Source organism: Mycolicibacterium llatzerense, assembly GCF_025331195.1.
Lineage (GTDB): Bacteria > Actinomycetota > Actinomycetes > Mycobacteriales > Mycobacteriaceae > Mycobacterium > Mycobacterium llatzerense.
The window spans coordinates 264010-289070 of sequence record NZ_LXOV01000018.1 but is presented as its reverse complement, the minus strand read 5'-3'; the positions used below and the strand labels follow the sequence as shown (position 1 = coordinate 289070).

Sequence of the window (25061 nt, the reverse complement as noted above, 5' to 3'; positions counted from 1 at the left end):
GTCAGGCGTCGGCGTCCCAGGTGCGGCGCGGGCGGCGCTCTGCGAGGGGCTCCGCCGCCGCATCGTCGTCCGCTCCGCGGTACCGCACGCGCGAGACCGGGTGGTGGGCACTGCTGGGCGGCGCGCTCCGCGCCGGACGAGCAGGGGACTGGTAACGGTCGCCGGGCTCGTACGGATCGTCGGCGTAGCGACGACGGCGCGGTTCGGACGCGGACGGCCGTTGCGTCGGGCGCTCGTAGCGATCCCGTTCCCGCGGCTCCCGGTAGTCATAGCGGTCCTGTGGCGGGGTACGACGCGGCTCGCGCGATTCGGCGGCCGGACGCGGGCGACGCCGCGGCTCGTCGGGAACGGCATACGAATCGGTGGCGGCCGGGCGGGGACGGGCCGGCCGCTGTGGCCGGCGCAGCTGTCCGGGCACGGGATCGATCAGCTCGGTGTCGCCGGCGTGCGCACGAGCCCGGGCCGGACGCGGCGCGCGCTGCGGATCAGCGGTACCGCGGCGGGACGACTCTGCCGCCGTACCACGCGACGGGGTGGCGCGCGTCCGGGCACTGCGGGGCGTCTGGCCGGTGGTCAGCTTGGTGAGCTTGGCCGACAGCGTCGCGGCCAGACCGGCGGGTGCGACGGCGTCTTCGTCCTCGGCTTGACGCCGGGCGCGGCGCGGCTTGGCCTCGGCGACTGCCTCGTCGTCGTCTTCCTCGTAGCTCAGGAACTGCGGTAGGACGAACCAGCGGACCAGACCGAGCACCAGCACCGAGGCCGCGGTGAAGAACATCGTCGGAAAGCGCTCGATCAGCGGATACCCGCAATTGATCAGCAGCTCTTTGATGCCGGCGATCTTGTCGCTGTGGAACATGAAATACGCGCCCGGCACGGCCACGAAAAGGATCAGCGGTGGCTGGATGACCGCGGTGAAAATCCCGGACCGCCGCACGCCGAGCACGGCGAGTACACAGCCGGCTACGTAGCAGAACGTGAAGAAAGCGCTGAGTTCTTTGTCACCGGTGCCGGCGTCGTAGGCGAACCCGATCGCAGTGGCTGTGACCGCCAGCACAAGGCCTCCCCACCAGGGGATTCCCGGGATGCTGGGCAGCGCCGAGCGGCGATCGAGGGCGGCTTCGGGCCCATGATGCTCTGCTGACACTCCTAGACCGTACCGGCAATCTGGGCCTTAGTGCCTACAGGCGGGCGTTGGGACGGTGTGGCGTCTCCTAAACTAGTGAACTCGTGGGTCTGAACCTGGGAATCGTCGGTCTGCCGAACGTCGGAAAGTCGACGCTGTTCAACGCGTTGACACGTAATGACGTGCTCGCGGCTAATTATCCGTTTGCAACGATCGAACCCAACGAGGGCGTGGTGCCGCTGCCCGACCCGCGGCTCGACAAGCTCGCCGAAATCTTTGGCTCCGAGAAGACCGTCCCGGCGCCCGTCACGTTCGTGGACATCGCCGGCATCGTCAAGGGCGCCTCCGAGGGCGCGGGCCTGGGCAACAAGTTCCTGGCCAACATCCGCGAGGCCGACGCCATCTGTCAGGTGGTGCGCGCCTTCGCCGACGACGACGTCGTGCACGTCGACGGCCGCGTCGACCCCAAGTCCGACATCGAGGTCATCGAGACCGAGCTGATCCTCGCCGACATGCAGACGCTGGAAAAGGCGCTGCCGCGGCTGGAGAAGGAAGCCCGCACCAACAAGGACCGCAAGCCGGTCCTCGAAGCTGTGGTGGCCGCCCAGGCGATTTTCGACGAGGGCAAGACGCTGTTCTCCACGGGCAAGGACTGGTCCGTCCTGCGCGAGCTGAAACTGATGACCGTCAAGCCGTTCCTGTACGTCTTCAACGCTGACGAGTCGGTGCTGACCGACGAGGCGCGCAAGGCCGAGCTGACCGCCATGGTCGCCCCGGCCGAGGCCGTGTTCCTGGACGCCAAGATCGAGGCCGAGCTGCTGGAGCTCGACGACGAGTCCGCCGCCGAGCTGCTGGAGTCCATCGGCCAGACCGAGCGCGGCCTGGATGCGTTGGCGCGCGCCGGTTTTCGGACGCTGAAGCTGCAGACCTACCTGACCGCCGGCCCCAAGGAATCGCGGGCCTGGACCATCCACCAGGGCGACACCGCACCCCGCGCAGCCGGCGTCATCCACACCGACTTCGAAAAGGGCTTCATCAAGGCCGAGATCGTGGCCTTCAACGACCTCGTCGAAGCCGGGTCCATGGCCGCCGCCAAAGCCGCCGGCAAGGTCCGGATGGAAGGCAAGGACTACGTCATGGTCGACGGTGACGTGGTGGAGTTCCGCTTCAACGTGTAGAAGGCCAGGTCATCGGGCATTTATTGGCTGTCCGTCCGCAGTTCGTCCGCAGCAGGGTTAACCGCCGCCTGGAAGAGATTGGCAGCAGCCTTTCGCGTCCGGTCGTTGGCGTTAGGCCACAGGTGTGCGTATGTGTTCAACGTGACCGTCGCCGACGAGTGTCCAAGTGCTCCCTGGACCGTCACCACGTCGCAGTTCTCGTTGATGAGTCCAGAGGCATAGAAGTGCCGGAGATCGTGGAGCACGTAGTCGACACCTGCCGCCGTCCGTGCCTTGCGCCATAGGTAACCAACCGAGTTCTGATGGAGAGGGTGTTCACCCTGGCCCGGGAACATCCATCGGTCCGGGCTGCTATCGGGCAGGTGCAGGCGAATGTGCTCGCTCAAGATGTGCAGCACCTCGTCTGGCACGTAAACCGTGCGCACCGATCCGTACTTGGGTGGCCGAATTTCTACAACGCCCCCGTTGGCTCTCTGGACCTGGCGTTCGATCCGAATTTCCTTGGAGAGGAACTTGATGTCTCCGACGCGCAGAGCGGCAGCCTCACCTAACCGAGTGCCCGTGAATGCGCAGAGGGCGACGAAGGCGGCGAAGTGGTCTTCCGCTTCACTGAGGAGCTTGCCGACCTCGGTGGGTGTCGGTATCGCCATTGCCTCTGAGGCTTTCGGGCGTCGCGGCAGGGTCACCTTGGCGGAGATGTCATGGGCGAGGAATCGGTCGCCGATTGCCGCCCGGATAACTGCGCGGACATAGTTGAAGCGTGTCTTGATCGTGGACGGCTCTAGCGGCTTCTCGCGCATCCACTTAACCCATGCCTCGATGTGAGATGGCTTCAAATCCGCGAACGGCACATTGCCGAAGGTTGCCGAGTTCACGGCCAAGTTCATGCCTTTCACCGTGCTGGTTTCCCACATCTGCAACTTCGACCATTCCCGGTAGTAGCTGTGAAATGTGACCTTGCCCAGCCTGGGGTCGATGTAGTTGCCGGTTTCCTGCGCGGCGACGATGCTGTTGAGCCACTGCTGGCCTTCTGATTTCGTACGGAACCCTTTTGCGTGCTCGCGGCCCTCTGAATCGACATATCTTGCGCGCCATTGCTTTCCCTTGCCATGGTTGGCGCTGGGTACTGACCGAGCATTGCCGTCGGCGTCGCGGATTGTTTTGGTCCAGCGGTTCTCGACGCTGCTGCGCCGGTTACGTCTCTGAGTCATCGGACACCCCGCTGACTTTGTCATTCATGCGCAGGATGATCTTTTCGACCTCCGCCAACAAAGAGGCGTGGTGTTGGGCAATGCTGTACAGGGTGTCTCGACTTTCATCGACGCGCTTACGCGCTTGCTCAAGTTCTGGGGTTCCCCTGAAAAAGTGGACACGGTTAGCTTGATTGCTGATTGATCCGTGCGGTGATCTCGAAGTCGATAGGTGAGATCATTCCCAGTGAACTATGCCGCCTGTCATGGTTGTAGTAGCGAAGGTAATTGTCAAGTCCCGCAGCAAGATTCGCATACGTTGTGAAGGCATGCCGCTTGTAGTACTCGTGCTTGACCGTCGACCACAGTGATTCGGACCCGGCGTTGTCCCAACATATGCCGGTGGCCCCCATAGAGCGGCGCAGGCCGTGATCGGAGCAGACTGTGGCCAAGTCGTGACTGGTGTATTGACTGCCCCGGTCCGAGTGCAAGATGGTGCCGGCCACCGACCCGCCGCGGGTGAACACCGCCGCGTCCACCGCCTGCTCGACGAGCTCAGTGCGCATGTGGTCAGCCACCGACCAGCCCAGCACCCGTCGCGAGTGCTCGTCGCGGATCGCGCACAGGTAGGCATCGCCTTCACCGCAGGTCAGATAGGTGATGTCGGAGGTCCATACCGCATCGAGGCGGCCTTGATCGAAGACCCGGCCCACCCGGTCGGGTGGGAAAGACGCCGCCGGGTCGACGACTGTGGTTTTGACCTTGAAGGTGCGCGGGCTGATGCCTTCGATGCCCATCTCGGCCATGATCGCCGCGACGGTGTTGACCGACACCGAGACCCCAGCGGCGTGCAGGTCGGCGGTGATCCGTGGTGAACCGTAAGTGCGTCGGGATTCTTGCCAGTGGGCCAGGATCTTGACCTCGAGATCGCGGCGCCACTGCTGCCGCGGCGTGGGTTCGGTGCGTCGCTGCCGTGCTTCCCAGGCGTAATAGCCCGAGCGTGAGACGTCGAGGAGCTCGGTCAGTGTGGCGATGTCGTGGTCGGCGCACTCCGCGGCGATGAGCTCAAACCGACTCACCGATGTTGCTGTGCCGCAAAGTACGCCGATACTTTTTTCAAGAAGGCGATATCTCGGTCCTTCTCGGCCAGTTCCGCACGCAGCCGCACCAATTCGGCGCGTTCACGGGCCGTCAGATCGCCTTCTGGCGGCCCATGGCGGGCATCGCTGGCCACCCCGTCGCGGACCCTCTCCTGACGCACCCACTTGCCCAGCAGACTCTCGTGCAGGTTCAGTTCGCGGGCCACCTCCGAGACCGGCCGGCCCCTGTCAATCACCCGACGAGCAGCCTCCACCTTGAACTCCGGTGTGAACGACCGACGCGTCCGCGACATATCGACATCCTTCCAGCAGGACACCGTCCCGCTATCTCAGGTGTCCACTGAAACTGGGGAACCTCCTTCTATGCGGTGCGACTCAAGCTGAGTTGTGTGGTCGTCTGGCAGTGATAGCTCGAACACCGCCATGATCGGCATCTCGAACACCTCAGCGAGTGCCGCCGCCTCAGCCACCCGCAACGGGCGCGCTCCGCGTTCGATCTTGGCGACCGTGGTTTGGTGCATCTCGAACCCCTGATGCCGCAGGCGTTCGGCGACTTCATCCTGAGACCAGTTCCGGTCTTGTCGCCAGCTTCGGACCACCTCGCCGAATCGTTTCTCCCACGATTCATGGTGTTGTCGGGTCAGGGCCAATTCCTTGATTGAGGTCTCGGCGGCGTCTTTGGGCAGTCGCTCACGCAGTTCATTGGCGAGCTGCTGGCCTTCGACAGCGGCGACGCTCCCGCACCAGGGGGCGTCACTCATCTCGACCTCATGATTGATGCGGGTGCGCGGGTCGCTCCTAGCGGCGAGCCGACGAAGTCCCGCCGTCAGGAGTGGATCTGCCTCGCCCGCAATTTTTCGAAAACGTGTACCTGTTCGCGGCAGCCTGACGAGCGGTAACGATGCAACCGTCCTCGAGGTTCGATACACCCCCGTCACGTGTTCGGTGTGTATGGGCTACTCATCGGGCATGCGGAAGTCTGGGACTTTGAACTGGTGTCGGATGTCCAATTGTGGCCAGTCGAAACGGCGCTGTCCTGCGTGGCGAATGGGGGCCGACGACACCTTCTGCCTGATAAAGTTCGACGCTATCCGCGTTGGTTGTAGAAATGGACCTGCCAGCGCGAGGTGGTCTGGTGTTATCGAGTTTATCGATCTCGGAGGGCAGATGACGCAGGGGTCTGTTTTATCGCACGATAATCGAACGACTACGACCTGGTCGATGACCACAGCCGTGCTGCTGGAGAACACCACGATCCCCATTGAGCTGAGGTGTAATTCAGTCGAACTTACGCGTGATGAGCGGGATCATCGGGAATTGATTGAGCAGCTATCAAATGAATTTGAATTTGACTACGCTGCCGTCGACGAACTGCGGAATGACATTGAAGACGCAAAGAGTCGGATATACGCCGCCGCGTTGGATGGCGACATGCGGTTGGTTTCGTCAACCAGTAGCTACGCGTCAGGGATCGAGCAGCAGCTCGCCTCGGAACTTGATCGGCTGGAATCCGTTCGCGCTGAACGTCTAAGTGCCGTGTATGGCGAGCTCGCCGAGCTCTTGGTGGAGAACTATGGCTTGGGTAAGTCTGGCTCGTTCGAATACTTCGTGCCCGCGCTCAATTCGGTGTTGACATATAGCGCTGAAAAGACTCGCGACATGCTTCCCTTTTTATTCGGCCCGGAGCTCGAGCGACAAGTGGTCGACATATTCGTTAAGCAGAGTGTTTCTAAGTTCGGCCTAAGCGTCGCTGATGAAGACGACCTTAAGATGACGGAAGTCGTGCTTGAGCTTCCGTTGCCGATTTATGGCTCAAAGCCCGAGAAACTTGCTTCGGTATCGAACCTGATACAGGGGCTCACCTCGGTAGGAACAGCAGGGGTCATTGGCTACAGTGATCATTTCCAGAGTCCCGTGTTGGTGCTAGGCACCCTAGCCGGAGCTTTTGTCATATGGTTCGCCACACCTCACGTGAAGACGATCAGAGACGAGACGAACAGGTGGGTCGAAGACTGGGCAAAGGACCGGCTGCGCTACAAGGATGACTAAATGGGATGTTGAGGCTGCGGCGACCACCTTGCGTCGACGTAACTCTGTCCGGCTTGCCCTTAGGCCACTCACACATTATCCGCGCTCCGTGATTTGTGTAGCGCCTGGACGACTCGCTGGGCAACGTCTTCATCGCTTGCGAGCGGATCAATCTCCAACTCCATCTGGCCGCCCCGCGGAGTAATAATCTTTATGGTGGTTTGAAAAACGGGGCGCTCTCGACGCCGCATCCAGAGATAGGTCAATAGAGTCGTCAATGATGTGCCGACCACGCTCACAGTTGCAAACACATACGCGAGAGTCGACGGTCCGGTCGCCATCGCAGATGCGGCCATTTCATTCATGCTGCCACCATCGCCATCGTAACCCCACTTGGGACAATCGCCGCGAGGAAGAACGCTATTGACGTGCCGGTGATTGTCGATGGATCCGAATGCACGGTATATCCGATGGAATTCGCCAGTAGCGCCAACAGATTGAAGAAGCCAATGAAGACCGCCAGCACCTTGAAGCCGGTCTGAGTTCCACTGTAATCGCGTGAGATACCTGCTGATATCAATTCACCAATGGCACCGCCGGCGATCACAGCGCCTGCGACAAAAAGTTCACCCTTACCCAAAACATCGACGATAGAGAACTCATGAGACATGCCCGTCTGGATGCTGACAATGATTATGGGCAGTAATCCGACGATGACGCCGAAGGTGACCCAAAAAGTTAGCCGAACGACGACGATGCCACGCCGCGAGGTTGTGCTCGCCATACGGCTCCCTCCTCTAGTGTCTTGCAGCCTATTTCATTACTGATGGATTAGCGTGCGAACGCCAATTCTTGAGACGACCGACAAGGTTGGTCCGCAAGCGAGGTTGGATGGCGGAGCGATGACTTCGGTGTTTCGCCCATGGACGACGACCCACTCGGTGTCTCGAAACTAAAGAATTGAGACAGCGGTAGCGAGAGCGGTTGTGTACAAGAAACTGCCAGCTCGCACTGTCTCAGAAGTTGGTTCAAAACACTTGTCTCATATTGAGTTGTTATGAGACTTTTGCGACACTGTTCGCATGCCCGCTACCACTGCCCCGGCAGCCACCGGAACCGTCCTTGGCTACGCCCGCGTCAGCACTGGTCACCAGTCGCTCGACCAACAGGTTGATGCGCTGACCGCTGCGGGTGTCGATACGGCCCGCGTCTACTCGGACAAGCTCTCGGGTACCTCGACCCGTGAACAACGTCCCGGCCTGGCCGCTCTGTTGGACTACGCCCGTGAGGGTGATGCCATCGTGGTCGTTGGTATCGACCGCCTGGGCCGCAACGCCGCCGAGGTCATGTCCACCATCCGCGAACTGGGGGAGCGCGGGATTGTGCTGCGGTCCCTACGCGAGGGCATCGACACGTCGAACGCCACTGGCCGCATGGTGGCGGGGGTTTTGGCGAGCTTGGCTGAGCTCGAATTGGAGTTGGGTCGTGAACGGCGCTCAGCGGCCCGTGAGGCCCGTCGTGCACGTGGACAGACCATCGGTCGACCCAAAGCGCTGGACCCCCAGAAGGCCGCGCTTGCCCAGCGGATGCACGCCAGTGGTGAGCCTGCGAGCACCATCGCGGCGACACTCGGTGTCAGTCGCGCAACTGTGTACCGTGCGTTAGCGGTGCGCTGAGAATGATAGTTGCGTCAGGAAGCTGTCAGCTCGCCGAATCTGACTCACCCTTCCTCGTAGCCCGAGGTTATGAAGCGTTCAGCATCATCTTGCGCCAGGCGTTGCAGATCGGCGGCGAACGGGCCGATGTGTTCGTCTAGGTATGAGCCGAGCGCACCTGCGTGGACTGTGTCGATTACGTAGCGACCGTTTAGCGTGCCTGATCGAATCTCTCGAACCATCGGCACCCAGTCAACAAGTTTGGGCTCGTACGGCTCTGCGCTGACGTCGACCTTGTACAGCGGAGCGGAAGTAACAACCATCGGATAGAGGAACTGGATTGATGCCCAATCGCGTGATCTGTCGTGAACGACTCGACTGGTCTGGCGTTGACTCCGGTAGTGCTGCGTAGCCTTCGCGAGCGGGTAGACGAGGCTGTCGAAGATGCCCCGATTGTCAGCGATCCACTCCGCTTTTCGTTCGAGTCGAGTCATCTGATTGGCCAAGAAGCCATGATTCCAGGGTGCTTCCCGCAGATCGTTCAGGCGGAGGTACGTTCGAGCGTCCGTGTTGTACAGGCGAGTTGCGTTGGCTCCGATAGGTTCCCGTCGGATGACGACTTGATCGAATCTGTAGACCTCTTCTAACCGAGGTCGGGTTCGTTCGAACTCGTCGGTCGGTTTGCCGATCAACACGTAAGGGTTCGAAGTTTGCTTGCATTCGACGAGGCAGCGAATACCGACCGATACGCGCAGTTCTTCATCCGAATGCAGACGCTTGTAAGCCATCACGTCGATCTCTCGCGACTTTGTGGGGTCGTCAGGGTCGGGGAACGCTGCTCCCACCGAAGTTGCGTAGCCGCGGCTGACGAGCGCGGTGTCGGCTTCCTGCTCAAGCAGCCATCCCGCCGCCCGCAAGGCATCAACAATCTGTGCGGAGGATGGACCTTCGATAGCGCGGTTTGAGCTTGCCACATCGGATACGTTCGCACGCTCGCAGTTGCGTTGCGCGCATGGCGCGCCAACGTTCTATCTGCCCATTGCGACCCTGACAACTACGTCCGCTGGTTATCCGCTCGCGAGAGATGCCGGTCCGAAGGAATGGACGAGGGGGTGGGGGGTGCCCCGTAGAGGGCCCGGCTCGCGCCTCGTACGGCCAGCGTGCGCTCTCTCTCCGGTGCCAAGCGTCCGCAAACCGTCCGCAGTAGCTCCGTTCACCGCAAATGACAGCCAACACCGCCAACGCCCTGACCTGCCAATTCTTAACGCAACCAACGCAATAAGCTGTGGCAAACGCCCAGCACAGAGTTCCGCTTCAACGTGTAGGCCCCGGCAATGCGCCGAGAGTGGAGAAGATTGCGAGATTTTCGCGAAATCTCGCAATCTTCCGCACATTCGATGACATAGATTGACGGCTGTGAGTGGCGATTGGCGCAGCGATCGAGTCGACGAGCTGCGGTCATTGATCAAACAGGCCGAACCTGACGTCGTCGAAGAGTCCAAATGGCGCAAACCGTCCAATCCTGATGGTGTGCCGACGTTTTCACTGGACGGCCTGATCTGCACGGTGGAGACGTACAAGGACAAGGTCAAGGCGACGTTCGCCAAAGGCGCGTCCCTGAAGGACCCGAGTCAGTTGTTCAACGCGAGTCTCGACGCGGGAGTCCGGCGCGCCATTGATCTGCACGAAGGCGACGAACTGGACGCGGACGCGTTCAAGGCATTGATCCACGAGGCAGTGAGAGCCAACCGCAGCTAGCGCGCTGGGGCGATCCGTCCCTGGGCCGACGCCTGTCGGTGCCGCAAGGTGGTGGAGTCACGCCCCCAACGTGTAGTCCGCGCCGGACTTCAGCAGCTGCGCCGCCTCGTCGACGATGCGCTCGATGATCGCGCCGGCGGGTTCGATCGAGTGGATGAGCCCGGCGGCTTCGCCGAACACGACCCCGGCGTTGTCGGGATCGCCGTCGGCGAAGGCGGCGCTGTATCGCGGGCCCTCGACGTCGGCGTTTGCTGTCAATGCCTTTTCGTCGCCGTGCCAGCGGTCGGTAAAAGCGTTGCGGCGCATGCGCATTGTGAATTCGGCCGGCCAATCAATGCCGCGGGCGATGTCGCCCGTCGTCGTGCGAATTGTGCTGTCCCCGTTGGATTCGACGATCGCTTGGTGGTGGCGTGGATGTACCAGCGCCTCGTCGGAAGCCCATAGCCGCGTGCCGACCAGCACGCCGTCGGCGCCCAAGAGGAGAGAGGCGGCCAGCGCCCGCCCGTCGGCGATGCCGCCGGCTGCGAGGAGCAGGGTTTTGGGGGAGCGCTGGGCCACGAAATCAGCGACCTCAGGAACAAGGCTCAGCGTCCCGCGCAAGGAACCGTGGCCACCGGCCTCAGTGCCCTGTGCGACCACAACATCGGCACCGACCTGTATTGCGCGTTCGACGTGGCCGAGGTTCTGGCATTGGCAAATGAGCATGGCGCCAGCATCTTTCACCTTATCCGCGAAGAGCGCGGGGTCGCCGAACGACAACATCACCGCGGCCGGGCCGAATTCGAGGGCTTCGGCCACCACGCTGGGCGAGCGCTGCGCCGACCACGTGATGAACCCGACGCCGACCCGCTCAGCTTCGGCCGCCGCGAATTGCGCACGAATCCATTCGGCGTCGCCGTATCCGCCGCCGATTAGTCCCAGCCCGCCGGCCCGGCTGACCGCCGCGGCCAGTGCACCGCCCGCGGCCAATGCCATCGGCGCGGAAACAATCGGGTGCGCAATCCCGAGGCGATCGGTCAGGCGGGTGGCGATCATCGTCTGATTATGGGCGTCAACTGAGCCGTCGAGCGTGGGGGTTGGCGCGGAAAAACCGCCGAGAATCCCTCCTAAACCTCCACGCTCGGCGTAGTCACGCGGACGGTGGTGACCAGTCTGACATTGCCACCCGCCTGCGCCTGTGAGAACTTGGTAACAGAGCCTTAACGATGGCTTCCGGACGATGGGTGCCGTACCCGGTGTGCGACAAGACGGCCCGGGAGAAACATCATGTCGTGGGTAATTCTCGTCATCTCCGGCGTCCTCGAAGCGGTATGGGCGACAGCGATGGGCAAGTCTGAAGGGTTCACCCGGCTCTCGCCGAGCATCGTGTTCGGGGTTGCGCTCATCGCCAGCATGGCCGGCCTGGCCTACGCCATGCGCGACCTTCCGGTCGGGACCGCCTACGCCGTCTGGGTGGGAATCGGCGCAGTCCTCACCGTCGTCTATGCGATGGCCACCGGGGATGAGACCACCTCGGTCCTCAAGGTGGTGTTCTTGGCGGTGATCATCGGCGGCGTTGTCGGGCTCAAGCTCGTTCACTAGGGCTGATTCCATGTCGGGCGGAGTAGGTTGCCCGGCATGGGGACTCTGAACTTCACCGCGACGGTGTCTCTCGACGGCTACGTCGCTGACGCCGACGGCGACTTCGATTGGTCCGGCCCGGGTGACGAGGTATTTGCCGTTCATCTCGCACGCATCGCAGGTGTTTCCACCGAGGTGCTGGGCCGGAAAACCTTTGCGCTGATGCGGTATTGGGAGAATTTCCCGGCGGACGAAGATGCCACCCCTGAGGAATTGGAGTTCGCCCGGCTGTGGCGCGACATCGAGACGATCGCCGTGTCGTCGACGCTGACGCGCGAAGACCTCGGGACGAGTCGAGCCCGGCTCGTTCCCGAACTGACCTTGGCCGAATTGCGCCAGATCGTGGACGACGCACCGGGAGCGGTCGAGATCTTCGGACCCACTACGGCGGCCGATGCGATCCGTGCCGGCATGATCGACGACTTCCACTTCTTCGTCGTACCCAAGGTCGTGGGCGCGGGTCTGCGCGCCCTGCCTGACGATGTGGTGCTCGACCTGAACCTCGTCGAGCACCGGGTTTTCGACGACGGTGTCGCCTACCTGCATTACAGGCCTCGCTGAAAGTGGTTCGAGCGTGGGGGTTTACGCGGAAAAACGCGGCGAATTCCTCGTAAAACCGCACGCTCGACGTAGTCAGAGCGGCCGCAGCGACTTGATGGTCTTCATCGGGAACCGCGACGAGACGCGGTGGATGCCGGGGATCGCAAGCACCTTGCTCGTCAGGAACTGCTCGTAGGCGGGCAGGTCCGCGACGGCGACGCGGACGAGATAGTCCGGCGACCCGAACAGCCGATGCAGTTCGAGCACTTGGGGATACGCGGCCATCTTGGCCTCGAAGGTCTCGATGCTCTTCATGTCGAAGTCGGTGATCTCGACGTCGAGGAGCACCTCGAAGCTCTGATTGGCGGCCGCGGGTGAGATCTGCGCCTGGTAGCCGACGATGACGCCGTCGGCCTCGAGCCGTTGAACCCGCCGCAGGCACGGCCCCGGCGTGAGCCCGACGCGTTCGGCCAGGGCGACGTTCGCGATGCGGCCATCCTCGCGCAGGACGTCGATTATTGCTGTGTCAAGGCTGTCCATGACCAATTATTGCTCACACCGGCCCGCTAGCGCAGTAAGTAGCAACCAAATTCTGCTGCTGACCTGGGATCATTGTTGTCATGGATGCTCTGGTGGTGACGTCTCGGAAAGCGGAGGTCGCCGCGGGCGTGCGGGCATCGCTGGCAGCCGGACTCGGCATGTATCCGATCGGCGTCGCCTTCGGGCTTCTGGTCGTCCAGGCGGGCCTGCCGTGGTGGGTCGCCCCGGCGCTGTCCATCGCATGTTTCGCCGGGTCGTTGGAGCTGCTGCTGATCGGCCTGATCGTCGCGGCCACCCCGCTCGCGACCATCGCACTGACCGCGTTCCTGGTGAACTTCCGTCACGTCTTCTACGCGTTCACGTTTCCGCTGCACGTGGTGCGCAACCGGTTCGCCCGTGCCTATTCGGTCTACACCCTCGTCGACGAGGCGTACGCGGTGACCGCCGCCAACCCGCGCGGCTGGACGTCGTGGCGCCTGGTCTCGATGCAGGCCGCGTTCCAGATCTATTGGGTCGGTGGCGGTTTGACGGGCGTCTTGCTCGGTTCGATGCTGCCCGCGCGCATCGAAGGGCTCGAATTCGCTTTGTGCGCCTTGTTCGTCACTCTGACGCTCGACGCCTGCCGCTCCCGCGACGGCGTGCCATCGCTTCTCCTTGCGGCCCTTAGCTTCTCGATCGCGGTGGTGGTTGCGCCTCATGCGGCGTTGTTCGTCGGGCTGCTGCTGTTCATCGCCACGCTCGTCGCGCGCTACGCGTTGGTCCGGCGGCAGGCGGTCGTCGATGCCTGACCTGGGGTACCTGGCGGCCGTGCTGGGGACCGTCTTCGCCATCAACCTGGCGTTGCGCGCCGTGCCGTTCGCGATCCTGCAGCCACTGCGAAAGTCGCGCTTCGTCAACACGATGGCCGCCTGGATGCCCGTCGGCATCGTGGTGATTCTCGCGGCGAGCACCTTCCGTTCGGTCTCCGGCGACGGAAAACACTTGGCGTTCGCGGCATTTGCGGTGGCCATTACCGTGGCGGCCCACCTTTTGGGCGGACGGCGGACCCTGCTCAGCGTCGGCGCGGGAACACTCGTCTATGTGCTGCTCGTGAACTCGCTCTGATCCCTGAAGTACTGCACCAGGCAGAACTCGTGGCCCTCGGGGTCGAACATGACCAGCACGACGCCCTCGTCGTAGTCGTGGCGCGTCCCTGACCATTGCCCGCCGAGGTCCTCGACATGGTGACGGCCCTCATCGATGTCCTCGACCTCGACGTCGAGGTGAATGCGAACCTTCGTCGCCTTCACCTCGGGCACGCGCTGGAAGGTGAGCCGCGGCGTCGGACCTTCCCGAGAACCGAGGGTCGCCCAGCCCGGGTCGTCGCCGTGTTCGTAGGAAGGCTCGATACCGAGCAGTTGTCCCCAGAACGTCGACATCACAACCGGATCGACACAGTCGATGGTTACGCCCGACCATTGATTCGGCACGGCAACACGCCCCTCCCTGTGTCGATCAATCATGCACTTGGCGACGGGTATGGGGAAGCGTTCAATAGTTTCCGTGGACGTCTTCAGAGATGCGTCAGTGCGTGCGGTGCTTCGCGATTCGCTGACCTCCGCGAAAGCGATGGCCGGTGGCCGGCCGCCTACTGAGGGGGCCCACGTCGATGGGCCGAAACTGCTCAGTCACTTCGTCGGCCTCGCCACAGATGAACGCCTCGTTGACATTCCGGTGAACCGTCGACCGTGGACGTCCAGCGGGGTGCGGGTCGAACAGGGCGATCGCGTGACCTGGCTGGCATGGGGCCGGGCCTACGCGATGATGCCGCGGAGCATCGGGGCCGGGCCAAGTTTCGGGATGCTCTGCCGGGTCGGTGACGGTCCTGTCCAGATGAGCGCGCGTCCCACGTTCACGTTCACCGCCGACCGGGACGGCGAAGTGTTGTTCGGCGGACGACTACCCGCTGAGTTGCAGCCCGACGGTGAATGCCGGACAGACCGCATCCCGTTCGGTGCGATCCGCGGCGGCTTCACCGCAGTCGTGGTCGTGTGGCCGAGGGCCAGCGACCCCGAAAGCACACTGAAACAGCTTGCACCCCTGGACTCTTCGGGATTGTGCCGGATTGAGCACGAGCGTCTTGCGGCGCCACCCGCGCCACCGGCCGGCTGGTCGCACCATCCATTGCTCGGGCACGAGGACGTCTATGCGGACTCCGCCGACGGCATCGCGGTCAACTGCGACGACACCGCCGGCATCATCCGGTACCCCGTGCAGGTGCCTCTGACCGATCAGGTTCGTCTGCGGTGGTCATGGCGCGTCGACCGCCTGCCGTCCGAGTTGCCGGAGAACACGATGTTCACCCATGACTACGTGAGCATCGCCGTCGAGTTCGACAACGGGCGCGACCTCACCTGGCAGTGGAGCGCGACACTGCCCCCGGGCCTGGCCTATCCGTGCCCACTCGACCATTGGCGGCATCGCGAAACCCACATCGTGGTCCGCAGCGGCACCGCTGAATTGGGTGATTGGGTCACCGATGAACGGCCCGTGCTCGCCGACGCTCGCGCCGCCATCGGCGGCGAGGCTCCGACAGCGATCGTCGCGGTGTGGTTGATCGCCGTCAGCCTCAACCAGCATCAGTCGGCCGTCGGGGCCTTCCGCGATATCGAACTCCGCGACGGTCCCGAGGTGACAACCATCTAGCGCTCGCTCAAGGAAGTTGTCGGTGCCCACCGATAGCCTGCGGGCCATGAAGCTTGTTTCCACCCGCATCATCACCGCCGACGTGCCGAGCCTGGTCGGCTTCTACGAATTGGTGACCGGATCAGACGCGGTCTGGGCCAACGAACTGTTCGCGGAAATCCCCACGCCGGTGGGAACTTTGGCCATCGGTAGCGACAAGACCGTCCCGTTGTTCGGGGCCGGTTCCGCCGAGCCGGCGGCCAACCGAACGGCCATCATCGAGTTCATCGTGGCGGACGTCGACGCTGAGTATGACCGGCTGCGCGACCGCTTGGACGAGGTTGTCACCGAGCCGACCACCATGCCGTGGGGTAACCGGGCGCTGCTGTTCCGCGATCCCGACGGAAACCTGATCAACTTGTTCACTCCGGTCACCGACGAGGCCAAAGCCAGGTTCGGGGTCTAGCGGTCAATCAGTCCATCTGTTCGACCCACTGGGCGCGCGACTGCCCGGGTTCGAACGGATCGCTGAAATACTGTGTTTCCCGGATGATTTCACCGTTCTCGAATTCGGCGATGCTCACGACGAAGTACGGGTGCTCGTCGTACGTCATGATCAGCTCGCTGATCCAGAGATCGCCGGTGCCGACAATCCGCCGCACCGTGAAGCGCTTGGCATTGGGCTGTGCTTCGCGTGATGCCTGAATGTTGTCGCGGCCGCGGATACGTTCACCGGACTGCGGGTATTCGAGGACCGCATCGGATCGGTAGATGCGATGTTCCGCGTCGAAGTCGTTGATGTCGGACGCTGCCCAGTGGGCTGCAAGCGCACCCCGCACCTCGCTGTCGTTCATGGCTGCCTTCCTGAAGGTGGTCCACCCCCCAGTGTGGTCGTGTCGCAGCGCCGGCGGTGAACCCCTGGTCGCGCCCACTGTCGCCGCGGCCGCAGGCGGCCTAGCATTTGCCGGTGAGCTTCGTCGTCTCGCCAGACGCCTATGGCCGCTACATGGGCCGGTATGCCGAGCCGCTCGCGACGGTCTTCGGCGCGTTCGCCGGGATCGCCGCGGGCAGCAAGGTGCTCGACGTCGGCTGCGGCCCCGGCGCGCTGACGGCTCATGCCCTGTCGGTCGGAGCCGAGGTGTCGGCCATCGATCCGTCGCCGCCGTTCGTCGACGCGATTCGTGAACGTTTCCCCGCCATCGATGTGCGCATCGGTACGGCAGAGGAATTACCTTATGACGCAGATACTTTCGATACCTCGCTCGCGCAGTTGGTGGTGCACTTCATGGCGGACCCCGTGGTCGGCATCAGTCAGATGGCCCGTGTGACCCGGCCTGGCGGCGTCGTCGCGGCCTGCGCCTGGGACGGGCCCACGGGTGCGCTGGCGCCGTTCTGGGATGCGGTTCACGTGATCGATCCCGATGCGCAGGACGAAGCGCTCCTTTCTGGTGCGAACCGGGGGCACCTGACCGAGATCTTCGAAACCGCAGGATTGCGCGACGTGCACGAAGACGCCATCGCCATCCACGTTGTGCACCCGACTTTCGACGAGTGGTGGGAGCCGTACACATTCGGTGTCGGCCCCGCGGGCGATTACGTGCAGCGGCTTGACGGCGAAGCCCGCGAGAGTCTGGAAACCGTTGCGCGCGAACGACTGGGCGCCGGGCCGTTCACCGTCACCGCCACCGCGTGGGCCGCGCGCGGGACGGTCTGATCCCGTCCGCCGAGTGGCCAGTTACGACACGAGAATGGCGAAATTGCGTGCGATAACTGGCCGCTCGGCGGGTCAAGAAATGCCGAGGGCTGCGGCGGTCAGGTGCCAGAGCCGTTCGGCTGCCAGGTCCGGGTCGGCCCTGGGCGTGGCACGTAACTGCTGGGCGATGCTGTGTCGCAGGCCGCCGATGACGAATGCTCCGGCGCTGGCCGCGTCGATGTCGTCGGGCAACTGACCGAGGGCTTGTCCACTGCGGATGTTGTCGGCCGCGACCTCGCTCATGGTCTGCAGGTGGACGGCTTCGAGCTCGGCGAGTTCGGGGTCCAGCGTCGCGCGGCCGAGCAGGATCGGCGCCAGGTCATCGTCGAAGTGATAGGCGACGAAACGCCGGGTGCGCTCGCGTTCCCGGACACCCCAGTCGGCGTCGACGGGCAGGTGCACGTCGGCGATGGCATGGCGCAGCCCGTGGTAGAAGTCGTCGTAAACCGCTGCGAGCAGACCGCTTTTGGAGCCGAAGTGGTGATAGAGGGCGCCGGTGCTCAGCTGTGCCCGACGCGTCAGCGCGCTCAGTTCGAGCACCCCGTTGCCGCGGACCAGTTCGTCGCGGGCGGCGGTCAGAAGTTGTTGACGTCCGATCGGGGCGCGTGCCATAGTCCGAACATAACAGAATTCAGTTATGTTTCGGCGGGAGTGGGGCAAATGAGCACTGAAGTGTCATCGTTGGCGGACCTGAGCGGCGATCTGGCCGGCACGTATCGCCGAACCGAAAGCAGCGGCGCGACGGTCGATCCCGCGCTCGTGGAGGCCGACCTCGCCGCGATGGCGCGCGACGGGTACGTGATCCTGCCCGACCTGCTCAGCCCCGCGCAGCTCGACGAGATTCGCGCCGCGGTGACGCCGATGCTGGATCGGCACGGCCGCAACGGATTCGAGGGGCGTTCGACGCAGCGGATCTACAGCGTGCTGAACAAGACCTCGGCGTGTGACGTCATCGCCGACCATCCGCGGGTGCTCGCGCTACTGGACCGGATGTTCCTGCCGAACTATCTGCTGTCGATGCTCCAGGTGATCAACATCCTGCCGGGGGAGCAGGCCCAGATGCTGCACACCGACGACGGCTTCTATCCGCTGCCGCGTCCCCGGGCCGCGTTGGGCGCCGCGACCATCTGGGCCATCGATGATTTCACCGCCGACAACGGCGCCACCGATGTGGTGCCCGGCAGTCAGCTGTGGGACGACCGACTGCCCGGCGACGACGTCGAGCGCCGGCCCGTCGTGATGAAAGCCGGCTCGTGCGTGTTCTTCCCGGGCACGCTGTGGCACGGCGGCGGAGCCAACCGCACCGACCGTCCGCGGCTCGCCCTCACCGCGCAGTACTGCGAGCCGTGGCTGCGGCCGCAAGAGGCGTTCACGCTGTCGATGACCCGCGACACCGTGCGCCGGGTGTCGGAAGACATTCGCCGGATGCTGGGCTACAGCATCCATCCGCCCTTCATCGGGCAGGTCGAAGGCATGCACCCGAAGCGCCTGCTTTAGCGGAGCGCTCCAACCTGAGCTTGTGTGCGAAGAAGCTGCCGACTTTCGCGCACAAGCTCAGGTTCGGCGGAAATCAGTACGGCACGTCCGTGGCGCCGGCGGAGGTGTCCTTCTCGTCGTGATTCGACTCGTGGAATCCGAAGTCGTAGGGGTTCGGGCCTTGCTGCGGCAGGTCGAATTCGTCTCCGCCATAAGGCACATCGGGATCGGGGTCGGCGCCGGCCATCGGAGCGAGGCTTATTGCGCCGCCGATCGCGGCCGCGGCAATCCATGGTGCAACGAGCGCGATTTTCATTCGCATGACGCCTCCTGCAAGCTGTCCATTTACTGGGAATTTGCGCACAAATACTAGTCCCGGCTTGACAGAATCGACGCCGATTACAATTTTTCGACGAATTTCTCGGCCGCAGGTCAAGCCAGGATTTCGATCTCGCTGCCCAGCTGATATCCCGGCGTCAACGACAGGGAATCACCACTCCAGAAGGACCCCGGATCGAAATAGTTCTCGCGCTTTTCGGTGACCAGCAACCCCATCTCCTCGTAGGTGATGGCCACCGTCTCGGCGCAGTACGCGGTCTCCAGTCCGGCCGCCCGTCGACGGTTCTTGTCCTTCTCGGCGGTTTCGCGAACCTTCTGGTGCACCACCGGAATTCCGCGGGTGTAGTCGCTGATCACCGGTGCCCGCCCCCGGAACCACCGACCCGTCAACCGGGCCGTGGTGGGGAACGCGGTGCCGTCCATGCGGGCCACCACTTTGAGTGCCAGGTCTTCCTGCTCGCGGGTGGCGTACGGCGTCAGCTGCCGCAGCCAGCAGCGCTGCCCGTACACGTACACCCACCGTTCGACGGCGGAGCGCAGGTCGTTGAGTTGCACGCCGCGGTGGTGGCTGCCGCTCCACAGGCATTCGAGTTTGTCGCCGAGTTCGGCGTGCCAGATCAGCGGCGGCAGATCGTCGATGGCGACCGTCATGCCGACGTGGTTGACGGGCGCATTCGTGAGTGCCTGGATGGCACGGTCGGGCTTGGAAGCCCCGCGGAACAACCAGATATCGCCGGTCCGGGTCTCGGCCAGCGCCCGCTCCAACGTCACTGCGTTACCAGTCATGTGGGCAGTTAAACATTCCCCGTCGCTTCGCTCGTCCAGGAAGGCAGAATCGAGCCATGCGTGGCTTGTGGAAGTGGGTTGGCATGGCGGGTGTCGCGGGCGTGGTCGCCGGTGGCGTGTTGGTCGCGCGGGATCAGCGCAAACGTGAGTCGTATACCGCCGACGATATTCGCGCGCGGTTACATCAGCGGCTGGCCGAGTCCAGCGGCCAGTCCACCGCGTAGAGCCGGTGGTCTCCGGTGAAGCCCTTCAGCTCTGCCGTCCGGCCACTGTCGAAGCTGATGTCGGCGCAGGAACCCAAGCCGGACAAGGCATCTCGCACGGCTTTGCTCACCAGGATCTCGGCGCCGTCGGCCTGACTCGCGACGCGGGCCGCCATGGCGACGTTGCGGCCGAACAGGTCGTCGCCGCGGCGCACCGACTTTCCGGTGTGAATGCCGATGCGCACGCGAATGCCATTGGGGGCCTTGGCCAATTGCTGCTGCATGTCGATGCTGCAGCGCACCGCCTGCTCGGGCTCGGCGAAGGCGATCATGAAACCGTCACCCTGACTCTTCACGACGTACCCGGACTGCTTCTTGACGCACCGGCTGACCAGCTTGTCGTGGTGGTCGATCAGCCGCACCCAGGCCCGGTCGCCCATGCGCTCGTTGAGGGCGGTGGACCCCTCGATGTCCGAGAATACGATCGCCACCCGACCGGTCGGCGCCAACTTGGCCAGGTCCGGCCGCTCCACCTCGGCCCAGCCGGCCAGCTCCTCGATCGATGACCACATCGCGCCGCCGAAACCCTCTTTGTTGATGAGGTTGGCGGTCTGCCACATCGTCTTGACCGCAGCCCGCCCGCCGGCCAGCAGCAGGTTGGTGCGCGGCTCGGACGGCGCGCGCAACTCCTCGATCTCCTGCCGCGCGGCGCGCAACCGGGCGCGTGTCACCCGCACCACGATCGCCTCGGCGACAACGACCACCGCGAGCACGCAGATGGCGACCAGCTCTACCGTCACCGCTCAAGTATCGAGGCGACGGCCCACTATCGGGTCATTGACGGACGAACTGCACCACCGCGTCGGTGAACGCGTCATTGTCGTCACCGGCTGCGGTGTGCCCGGCGTCGGATAGTTCGACGAACTGCGCGGCCGGCACCTTCTGCAGGAAGTCCTGCACGCCTTCGGTGGTGACCACGTCGGAGAGCTTGCCGCGGATCAGCAGGATCGGGATCTCAAGGTTGATCGCGGCGTGCTCGAGCATCTCGGCGCGCTCGAACGGATCGTCGTCGGGCGCGGTGAGGAACGCCGGGTCCCAGTGCCAGAACCATTTGCCGTCCTGCAGCCGCAGGTTCTTCTTGAGCCCTTCGACGCTGCGCGGGCGGGCGCGGTGGGGCAGGTACGCCGCGACGGCGTCGGCGGCCTCCTCCAGCGAGGTGAAGCCGTCGATGCCGCTGAACATGAAGTCGCGGATTCGTGCGCTGCCGCTCTTCTCGAATCGGGGCACGACGTCGACCAGGACCAGCTTGGTCACCAGCTCCGGCCCGGCCTCGTGCGCGACCGGCAGGCTGGTCAGGCCGCCCATGCTGGCGCCGATCAGGGCCACCGGCCGGCCGATCTGATAGATCACCTGCAAGGTGTCGCCGGTGAGCGTCTCCAGCGAGTAGTTCGCCGTGGGGGAGCGGTCGCTGTCGCCGTGCCCGCGGCTGTCCAGCGCGACGACGTGGAAGCCGGCGTCCGCGAGAATCTGGCCGGTGTTCTTCCAGGAGTGCCGGTTCTGACCACCGCCGTGCAGCATCAGGATGGTGGGCTTGTCCTGGGCGATCTCCGCGTCGCGGTTCCACTCGTCGGCGACCAGGGTCAGCTCGTCGATACCGCGGAATTGCACCGTCTGTGGATTGCTTCCGCCATCGGCGGGGGAAGTGCGTTCATCGGTGCTCACTGGGAATCCTCTCGTCACTTCTCCTGCACGTTACCGAGCTGTGCTAACTGAACCGAACACGACCCTCGTCACCCGGTGGTCTCTAGACTCGGCCGAGGTGTCGCCGCCCACGCCGGGTGCGCGGCGAGAGGAAGGCACATGGCTGACGAGCACGGGCGGCACAGGAATCCCGACGAAGTGGACGACGCAGACGCGAGCGCCGTGGAACCGACGCCGGACGCCGCCGACGACAAACCGGCCGTTTCCGACGATGAAGCCCTCGCCTTCCTGAAACAGGCTGCGCCCAAACGGGATAGCCGTGTCATCGCGGCATTGGTCGTGGGTGTTGTGGTGGTGGTTGCGCTGGGCGCGCTGGTGACCTGGCTCGGTCAGCGCGAACTGCAGTCGCGTCGCGATGATGCCCTGCACGAGATGTATCTGACCGCCGGGAAGCAGTCCGCGGCCAATCTCACGACCATCGACTACCGGCACGTCGACGACGACATCAAGCGGGCCCTGGATACCTCGACCGGCGCCTACTTCGATGAATTCAAACAGCGCTCGACGGCCGTCGTCGACTCGGTGAAGCAGCAGCAGTCGGTGTCGTCCGGCACGATCACCGAGGCCGGCGTGGAATCGGCGAACGACACCAGCGGTGTGGTGCTGGTCGCGGTCAAAGTGCACACCGAGGTCGGCAGCGGTCCGCCGCAACGGGACCGCTACTGGCGCGTGCGGCTGACGATGCAGAAGGCGGGCGACAGCGCCAAGGTGTCGAACGTGGAGCCGATCCAATGAGCAAGCACGGGATGGACGAGCCCGACGAGGCGGCCGAGACCGAGCTCGAGTCGACGGAGCTCGAGGCGGAGCCGGAATCCGAAGAGCCGGAATCGGAAGAGTCAGAGGTGACCGAATCCGAGTCCGCTGCGGCGGCACCGGCGGCGGCCGATGATGCTGTGCCGCAAGCGAAACCGCTGAAGCCTCGGATCGAGTGGGGGCGGGTGATCGCCTACCGGGTGCTGCCGACGCTGGCCGTGTTGCTCGCGGCCGCTGCCGGCGGCCTGTGGTACCTGACCGCGAGGCACAGCAATGAGGCCGAGCAGGCGGCGGTGATCAAGGTGGCCCGCGACGGCACGGTCGCGCTGCTGTCGTACGAACCGGACACCGTCCGTCAACAACTCACCGACGCGCGCAAGCTGCTCACCACTCCGTTCCTGGACGAGTACACGACGCTGACCAAGTCGGTGATCCCCGGCGCCGAACAGCGGCACATCTCGGCGGCGACATCGGTGCCGGCCGCGGCCGCGGTGTCGGTCGACGAGAACCACGCCGTCGTGCTGGTGTTCGTCAACCAGACTGTCCGCGTCGGCGACCAGCCGCCGACCAGTACGCCGACCAGCGCACGGGTGACCCTGGAACGACTGGGGGGCCAGTGGCTGATCGCCAACTTCGAACCGGTGTGATCGTCGTGATTTGTGCACGATTTTCCGCGGCCGGCGCGGATTTTCGTGCACAAATCCCGGGGCGGTGGACGTGAACCCGATGGCGGCGGCCGACGCCCAGAGCTTCTGGATGTCGGCGAAAATCCCCAACGACATGTTTCAGGTGTGCGGGTTCGACGGTATGCCCGCCGACCTGGACGAGGCGCTCGCAGCGGTGCGGCGGAACGTCGCGGCCTGCCCAGAATTGTTGGTACGTATAGACGATTCGGATTCCTGGCGCTATCCGTCGTGGGTGCGGTGCGACCTGGCCGAGGAATCCGTCGTTGTGCACGAACTCGACGACGCCTCCTGGTCCGGGTGCCTCGACGCCATCCGCGGCGTGGCAGCCGGTGACCAACTCGATGCCGCGGTGCAGGTGTGGCGGCTGCACGTGTTCGCCGGCGTCACCGGGATGCCGGAGACGACAGGGCCGGGCACGGTCGTCGTCGTGCAGATGTCGCACGCCCTTGCCGACGGGCGGCGGGCGACGGCCCTCGTCGGGCGAATCTTCGGACGGGACCAGGAAGTGCCCGCCGTGGTCGAGCCGCGGTGGGGGACGTGGGCGCTGCCGTATCTGGCGTGGCGAGCCAGCGCTGCTCACCGTCGACTCGTGCAGGACACCGAGTCGGGTGCTGTTGCCGCACCGGCGGATTCGTGGCCGTTGCAGCCGACCAACAACGCGCCGGAGGGGCCCGACGTGCTGCGGGCGGTGGTCCGTCACCGTGCTCAGTTGCCCGGGCCGACGGTGACGGTGGGCGTGCTGGCGGCCATCTCGGAGGCGCTGGCCGCCGAGTTGGGCGGCGTCACCGCGCTCGGAGCCGAGGTGCCCATGGCCAAGGCCAGCACCCGCCACGCCTACAACCACTACGGCAACGTCAGCGTGGCATTGCATCCGCAATTGCCGTTCCATGAGCGGGCGGTCCGGATCGAAGCGGAACTCGCCCAGCGGCGACAGCGCTTCGAGCATCCCGCGGTTACGGCGAGCGATGCCGCCTCCGCGGCGGTGCCGGCGCCGGTATTGCGTTGGGGGCTTGGGCATTTCGACCCACACACCCGGTCGACGACGGCGGCCGGCAACACCGTGGTGTCCAGCGTCAACCGGGGTCCGGCCGATCTGACGTTCGGCGGATGCCGGGTGGTGTTGTCCACCGCGTGCCCGGCGTTGTCCCCGATGATGGGCTTGACGCACGGGGTGCACGGCATCGGGGACATCGTCACGATCAGCGTGCACGCGTCCCCGTCGGCCTTACCGGATGTCGATTCGTATGTGGAACGGTTGTCGGCGGTTCTGGACTCCGGGGCTTAGTCTCGACGCGTGACTGCTTACGCGTTCTCGATCCTGCTGCTGCGGGTGGTGCTCGGTCTGACCATGGCTGCGCACGGGTACAACAAGTTCTTCGGTGGCGGCCGGATCCCGGGTACCGCCGGCTGGTTCGACAGCATCGGCATGAAGCCGGGCCTGCTGCACGCCCGGCTGGCCGCCAGCACCGAAATTCTGGCCGGCCTGGGCTTGGCGGTCGGCTTCCTGACGCCGATCCCCGCCGCGGGCTTCGTGGCGCTGATGGTCGTGGCGGCCTGGACCGTGCACCGCGACAACGGTTTCTTCATCGTGAAATCCGGCTGGGAGTACAACCTGGTGCTGGGTGTCGCGGCGGTGGCCATCGCGGGTACCGGCGCGGGCCGCTACAGCCTGGACTGCCTGCTGTTCCACGGCAGCAGCTTCTATCACCTGCTGCACGGCTGGTGCGGGCTGGCGATCGCCGTTGGGCTCGGGCTCGCCGGTGGCATCGGGCAGCTGCTGATCTTCTTCCGCCCGCCCGCCAAGGTCTAGCGGTCTCCCCGCGAGCAGACGCAAAACTGTCGATTTCGCGCCCAAATCGACAGTTTTGCGTCTGTTCGCGAAAGGAAATCTAGAACACGTTCTAGTCT

General features: G+C 64.3%; 34 protein-coding genes and 1 riboswitch. Of the genes, 17 read left to right on the top strand and 17 right to left on the bottom strand.

Going from position 1 to position 25061, the window contains the following annotated elements; translation table 11 throughout:
- Position 1 precedes the first annotated feature (1 nt).
- On the bottom strand, positions 2–1144 hold the full coding sequence (locus A7G45_RS31095) for a DUF6542 domain-containing protein (RefSeq protein ID WP_260943185.1): 1143 nt from the start codon (positions 1142–1144) through the stop codon (positions 2–4).
- 83 nt (positions 1145–1227) lie between these two features.
- Between A7G45_RS31095 and ychF the strand changes: the two genes are divergently transcribed.
- Positions 1228–2301, top strand: a complete 1074-nt coding sequence (ychF, locus tag A7G45_RS31090) for a redox-regulated ATPase YchF (protein ID WP_260943183.1) — start codon at positions 1228–1230, stop codon at positions 2299–2301.
- A 20-nt stretch (positions 2302–2321) separates the two neighbouring features.
- On the opposite strand, the gene A7G45_RS31085 is transcribed toward ychF, so the two are convergent.
- The 4 genes from A7G45_RS31085 to A7G45_RS31070 form a co-directional block, all read right to left on the bottom strand.
- Positions 2322–3512, bottom strand: a complete 1191-nt coding sequence (locus A7G45_RS31085) for a tyrosine-type recombinase/integrase (protein ID WP_202813114.1) — start codon at positions 3510–3512, stop codon at positions 2322–2324.
- A 164-nt stretch (positions 3513–3676) separates the two neighbouring features.
- Positions 3677–4570 (bottom strand): IS3 family transposase, encoded by an 894-nt coding sequence (locus A7G45_RS31080; protein WP_260932168.1) that lies wholly within the window; start codon positions 4568–4570, stop codon positions 3677–3679.
- Entirely contained in the window at positions 4567–4884 is a 318-nt protein-coding gene (locus A7G45_RS31075; RefSeq protein WP_260932170.1) for a transposase, read from the bottom strand. Before A7G45_RS31075 ends, A7G45_RS31080 begins: the two co-directional genes overlap by 4 nt.
- 36 nt (positions 4885–4920) lie before the next feature.
- Positions 4921–5529: a helix-turn-helix domain-containing protein gene (locus A7G45_RS31070; protein ID WP_260943180.1), complete on the bottom strand. Its 609-nt coding sequence runs from the start codon at positions 5527–5529 to the stop codon at positions 4921–4923.
- A gap of 283 nt (positions 5530–5812) precedes the next feature.
- On the opposite strand from A7G45_RS31070, the gene A7G45_RS31065 reads away from it, so the two are divergent.
- Positions 5813–6640, top strand: coding sequence for a hypothetical protein (locus tag A7G45_RS31065; RefSeq protein ID WP_131630677.1), 828 nt, complete (start codon positions 5813–5815; stop codon positions 6638–6640).
- Between the two features lie 68 nt (positions 6641–6708).
- Here the strand turns inward: A7G45_RS31065 and A7G45_RS31060 are convergent, their stop codons facing one another.
- A complete protein-coding gene (locus A7G45_RS31060; RefSeq protein WP_043984720.1) occupies positions 6709–6984 on the bottom strand; it encodes a hypothetical protein in 276 nt (91 codons plus the stop codon).
- A complete protein-coding gene (locus A7G45_RS31055; protein ID WP_043984721.1) occupies positions 6981–7403 on the bottom strand; it encodes a hypothetical protein in 423 nt (140 codons plus the stop codon). Before A7G45_RS31055 ends, A7G45_RS31060 begins: the two co-directional genes overlap by 4 nt.
- 298 nt (positions 7404–7701) lie before the next feature.
- Between A7G45_RS31055 and A7G45_RS31050 the strand changes: the two genes are divergently transcribed.
- Positions 7702–8295, top strand: coding sequence for a recombinase family protein (locus A7G45_RS31050; RefSeq protein WP_043984722.1), 594 nt, complete (start codon positions 7702–7704; stop codon positions 8293–8295).
- Positions 8296–8339: 44 nt separating this feature from the next.
- Here the strand turns inward: A7G45_RS31050 and A7G45_RS31045 are convergent, their stop codons facing one another.
- On the bottom strand, positions 8340–9248 hold the full coding sequence (locus A7G45_RS31045; protein WP_234711368.1) for a hypothetical protein: 909 nt from the start codon (positions 9246–9248) through the stop codon (positions 8340–8342).
- 442 nt (positions 9249–9690) lie between these two features.
- Here A7G45_RS31045 and A7G45_RS31040 point away from each other — a divergent pair, with 442 nt between their 5' ends.
- Entirely contained in the window at positions 9691–10032 is a 342-nt protein-coding gene (locus tag A7G45_RS31040) for a DUF1801 domain-containing protein (RefSeq protein ID WP_043395707.1), read from the top strand.
- A gap of 57 nt (positions 10033–10089) precedes the next feature.
- Here the strand turns inward: A7G45_RS31040 and A7G45_RS31035 are convergent, their stop codons facing one another.
- Positions 10090–11067 carry an NAD(P)H-dependent flavin oxidoreductase gene (locus A7G45_RS31035; RefSeq protein WP_043984724.1) on the bottom strand — a complete coding sequence of 326 codons (978 nt, stop codon included), beginning with the start codon at positions 11065–11067 and terminating at the stop codon, positions 10090–10092.
- Between the two features lie 156 nt (positions 11068–11223).
- Positions 11224–11289, top strand: a riboswitch (guanidine-III (ykkC-III) riboswitch).
- Between the two features lie 9 nt (positions 11290–11298).
- Here A7G45_RS31035 and A7G45_RS31030 point away from each other — a divergent pair.
- The gene (locus A7G45_RS31030) at positions 11299–11613 is read left to right on the top strand and encodes a DMT family transporter (protein ID WP_043984725.1); all 315 of its coding nucleotides are present in this window, start codon (positions 11299–11301) and stop codon (positions 11611–11613) included.
- 36 nt (positions 11614–11649) lie between these two features.
- On the top strand, positions 11650–12213 hold the full coding sequence (locus tag A7G45_RS31025) for a dihydrofolate reductase family protein (protein ID WP_043984726.1): 564 nt from the start codon (positions 11650–11652) through the stop codon (positions 12211–12213).
- Positions 12214–12285: 72 nt separating this feature from the next.
- Here the strand turns inward: A7G45_RS31025 and A7G45_RS31020 are convergent, their stop codons facing one another.
- Complete coding sequence (locus A7G45_RS31020; RefSeq protein ID WP_081936680.1) at positions 12286–12732, bottom strand: Lrp/AsnC family transcriptional regulator; 447 nt, start codon at positions 12730–12732, stop codon at positions 12286–12288.
- An 80-nt stretch (positions 12733–12812) separates the two neighbouring features.
- Here A7G45_RS31020 and A7G45_RS31015 point away from each other — a divergent pair, with 80 nt between their 5' ends.
- Together A7G45_RS31015 and A7G45_RS31010 are read left to right on the top strand one after the other, a co-directional pair.
- Entirely contained in the window at positions 12813–13520 is a 708-nt protein-coding gene (locus tag A7G45_RS31015) for an AzlC family ABC transporter permease (RefSeq protein ID WP_043984727.1), read from the top strand.
- Positions 13513–13836 carry a branched-chain amino acid transport AzlD family protein gene (locus tag A7G45_RS31010; RefSeq protein ID WP_260943168.1) on the top strand — a complete coding sequence of 108 codons (324 nt, stop codon included), beginning with the start codon at positions 13513–13515 and terminating at the stop codon, positions 13834–13836. The genes A7G45_RS31015 and A7G45_RS31010 overlap by 8 nt, the downstream gene beginning before the upstream one ends.
- Here the strand turns inward: A7G45_RS31010 and A7G45_RS31005 are convergent.
- The gene (locus A7G45_RS31005; RefSeq protein WP_260943166.1) at positions 13809–14201 is read right to left on the bottom strand and encodes a VOC family protein; all 393 of its coding nucleotides are present in this window, start codon (positions 14199–14201) and stop codon (positions 13809–13811) included. The two genes, A7G45_RS31010 and A7G45_RS31005, sit on opposite strands and share 28 nt — an antisense overlap.
- Positions 14202–14274: 73 nt before the next feature.
- Here A7G45_RS31005 and A7G45_RS31000 point away from each other — a divergent pair, with 73 nt between their 5' ends.
- Together A7G45_RS31000 and A7G45_RS30995 are read left to right on the top strand one after the other, a co-directional pair.
- Positions 14275–15417 (top strand): DUF3047 domain-containing protein, encoded by a 1143-nt coding sequence (locus A7G45_RS31000; protein WP_260943164.1) that lies wholly within the window; start codon positions 14275–14277, stop codon positions 15415–15417.
- Between the two features lie 46 nt (positions 15418–15463).
- On the top strand, positions 15464–15862 hold the full coding sequence (locus tag A7G45_RS30995; protein ID WP_260943162.1) for a VOC family protein: 399 nt from the start codon (positions 15464–15466) through the stop codon (positions 15860–15862).
- A 7-nt stretch (positions 15863–15869) separates the two neighbouring features.
- On the opposite strand, the gene A7G45_RS30990 is transcribed toward A7G45_RS30995, so the two are convergent.
- Positions 15870–16250, bottom strand: a complete 381-nt coding sequence (locus A7G45_RS30990) for a nuclear transport factor 2 family protein (protein WP_260943160.1) — start codon at positions 16248–16250, stop codon at positions 15870–15872.
- 113 nt (positions 16251–16363) lie between these two features.
- On the opposite strand from A7G45_RS30990, the gene A7G45_RS30985 reads away from it, so the two are divergent.
- Positions 16364–17110 (top strand): class I SAM-dependent methyltransferase, encoded by a 747-nt coding sequence (locus A7G45_RS30985; RefSeq protein ID WP_260943158.1) that lies wholly within the window; start codon positions 16364–16366, stop codon positions 17108–17110.
- A 72-nt stretch (positions 17111–17182) separates the two neighbouring features.
- Here A7G45_RS30985 and A7G45_RS30980 read toward each other — a convergent pair whose 3' ends face one another.
- Positions 17183–17761 (bottom strand): TetR/AcrR family transcriptional regulator, encoded by a 579-nt coding sequence (locus A7G45_RS30980; RefSeq protein ID WP_043395680.1) that lies wholly within the window; start codon positions 17759–17761, stop codon positions 17183–17185.
- Positions 17762–17809: 48 nt separating this feature from the next.
- Between A7G45_RS30980 and A7G45_RS30975 the strand changes: the two genes are divergently transcribed.
- Complete coding sequence (locus tag A7G45_RS30975) at positions 17810–18646, top strand: phytanoyl-CoA dioxygenase family protein (protein ID WP_260943155.1); 837 nt, start codon at positions 17810–17812, stop codon at positions 18644–18646.
- 73 nt (positions 18647–18719) lie between these two features.
- On the opposite strand, the gene A7G45_RS30970 is transcribed toward A7G45_RS30975, so the two are convergent.
- Positions 18720–18947, bottom strand: coding sequence for a hypothetical protein (locus A7G45_RS30970; RefSeq protein ID WP_043395675.1), 228 nt, complete (start codon positions 18945–18947; stop codon positions 18720–18722).
- 110 nt (positions 18948–19057) lie between these two features.
- Complete coding sequence (locus A7G45_RS30965; RefSeq protein ID WP_043395672.1) at positions 19058–19750, bottom strand: hypothetical protein; 693 nt, start codon at positions 19748–19750, stop codon at positions 19058–19060.
- A gap of 56 nt (positions 19751–19806) precedes the next feature.
- On the opposite strand from A7G45_RS30965, the gene A7G45_RS30960 reads away from it, so the two are divergent.
- The gene (locus A7G45_RS30960; protein ID WP_260943154.1) at positions 19807–19974 is read left to right on the top strand and encodes a hypothetical protein; all 168 of its coding nucleotides are present in this window, start codon (positions 19807–19809) and stop codon (positions 19972–19974) included.
- Here the strand turns inward: A7G45_RS30960 and A7G45_RS30955 are convergent.
- Both A7G45_RS30955 and A7G45_RS30950 read right to left on the bottom strand, forming a co-directional pair.
- Entirely contained in the window at positions 19935–20753 is an 819-nt protein-coding gene (locus tag A7G45_RS30955) for an adenylate/guanylate cyclase domain-containing protein (protein WP_110788963.1), read from the bottom strand. The two genes, A7G45_RS30960 and A7G45_RS30955, sit on opposite strands and share 40 nt — an antisense overlap.
- A gap of 34 nt (positions 20754–20787) precedes the next feature.
- Positions 20788–21675, bottom strand: coding sequence for an alpha/beta fold hydrolase (locus tag A7G45_RS30950; RefSeq protein ID WP_260943152.1), 888 nt, complete (start codon positions 21673–21675; stop codon positions 20788–20790).
- 138 nt (positions 21676–21813) lie between these two features.
- Here A7G45_RS30950 and A7G45_RS30945 point away from each other — a divergent pair, with 138 nt between their 5' ends.
- The 4 genes from A7G45_RS30945 (at position 21814) to A7G45_RS30930 (ending at position 24963) form a co-directional block, all read left to right on the top strand.
- On the top strand, positions 21814–22449 hold the full coding sequence (locus tag A7G45_RS30945; protein WP_260943148.1) for an Rv1363c family protein: 636 nt from the start codon (positions 21814–21816) through the stop codon (positions 22447–22449).
- Positions 22446–23114 carry an Rv1363c family protein gene (locus A7G45_RS30940; RefSeq protein WP_260943145.1) on the top strand — a complete coding sequence of 223 codons (669 nt, stop codon included), beginning with the start codon at positions 22446–22448 and terminating at the stop codon, positions 23112–23114. The genes A7G45_RS30945 and A7G45_RS30940 overlap by 4 nt, the downstream gene beginning before the upstream one ends.
- 79 nt (positions 23115–23193) lie before the next feature.
- A complete protein-coding gene (locus A7G45_RS30935; RefSeq protein ID WP_260943143.1) occupies positions 23194–24438 on the top strand; it encodes a WS/DGAT/MGAT family O-acyltransferase in 1245 nt (414 codons plus the stop codon).
- 9 nt (positions 24439–24447) lie between these two features.
- Entirely contained in the window at positions 24448–24963 is a 516-nt protein-coding gene (locus tag A7G45_RS30930) for a DoxX family protein (RefSeq protein WP_260943141.1), read from the top strand.
- Positions 24964–25061 lie beyond the last annotated feature (98 nt).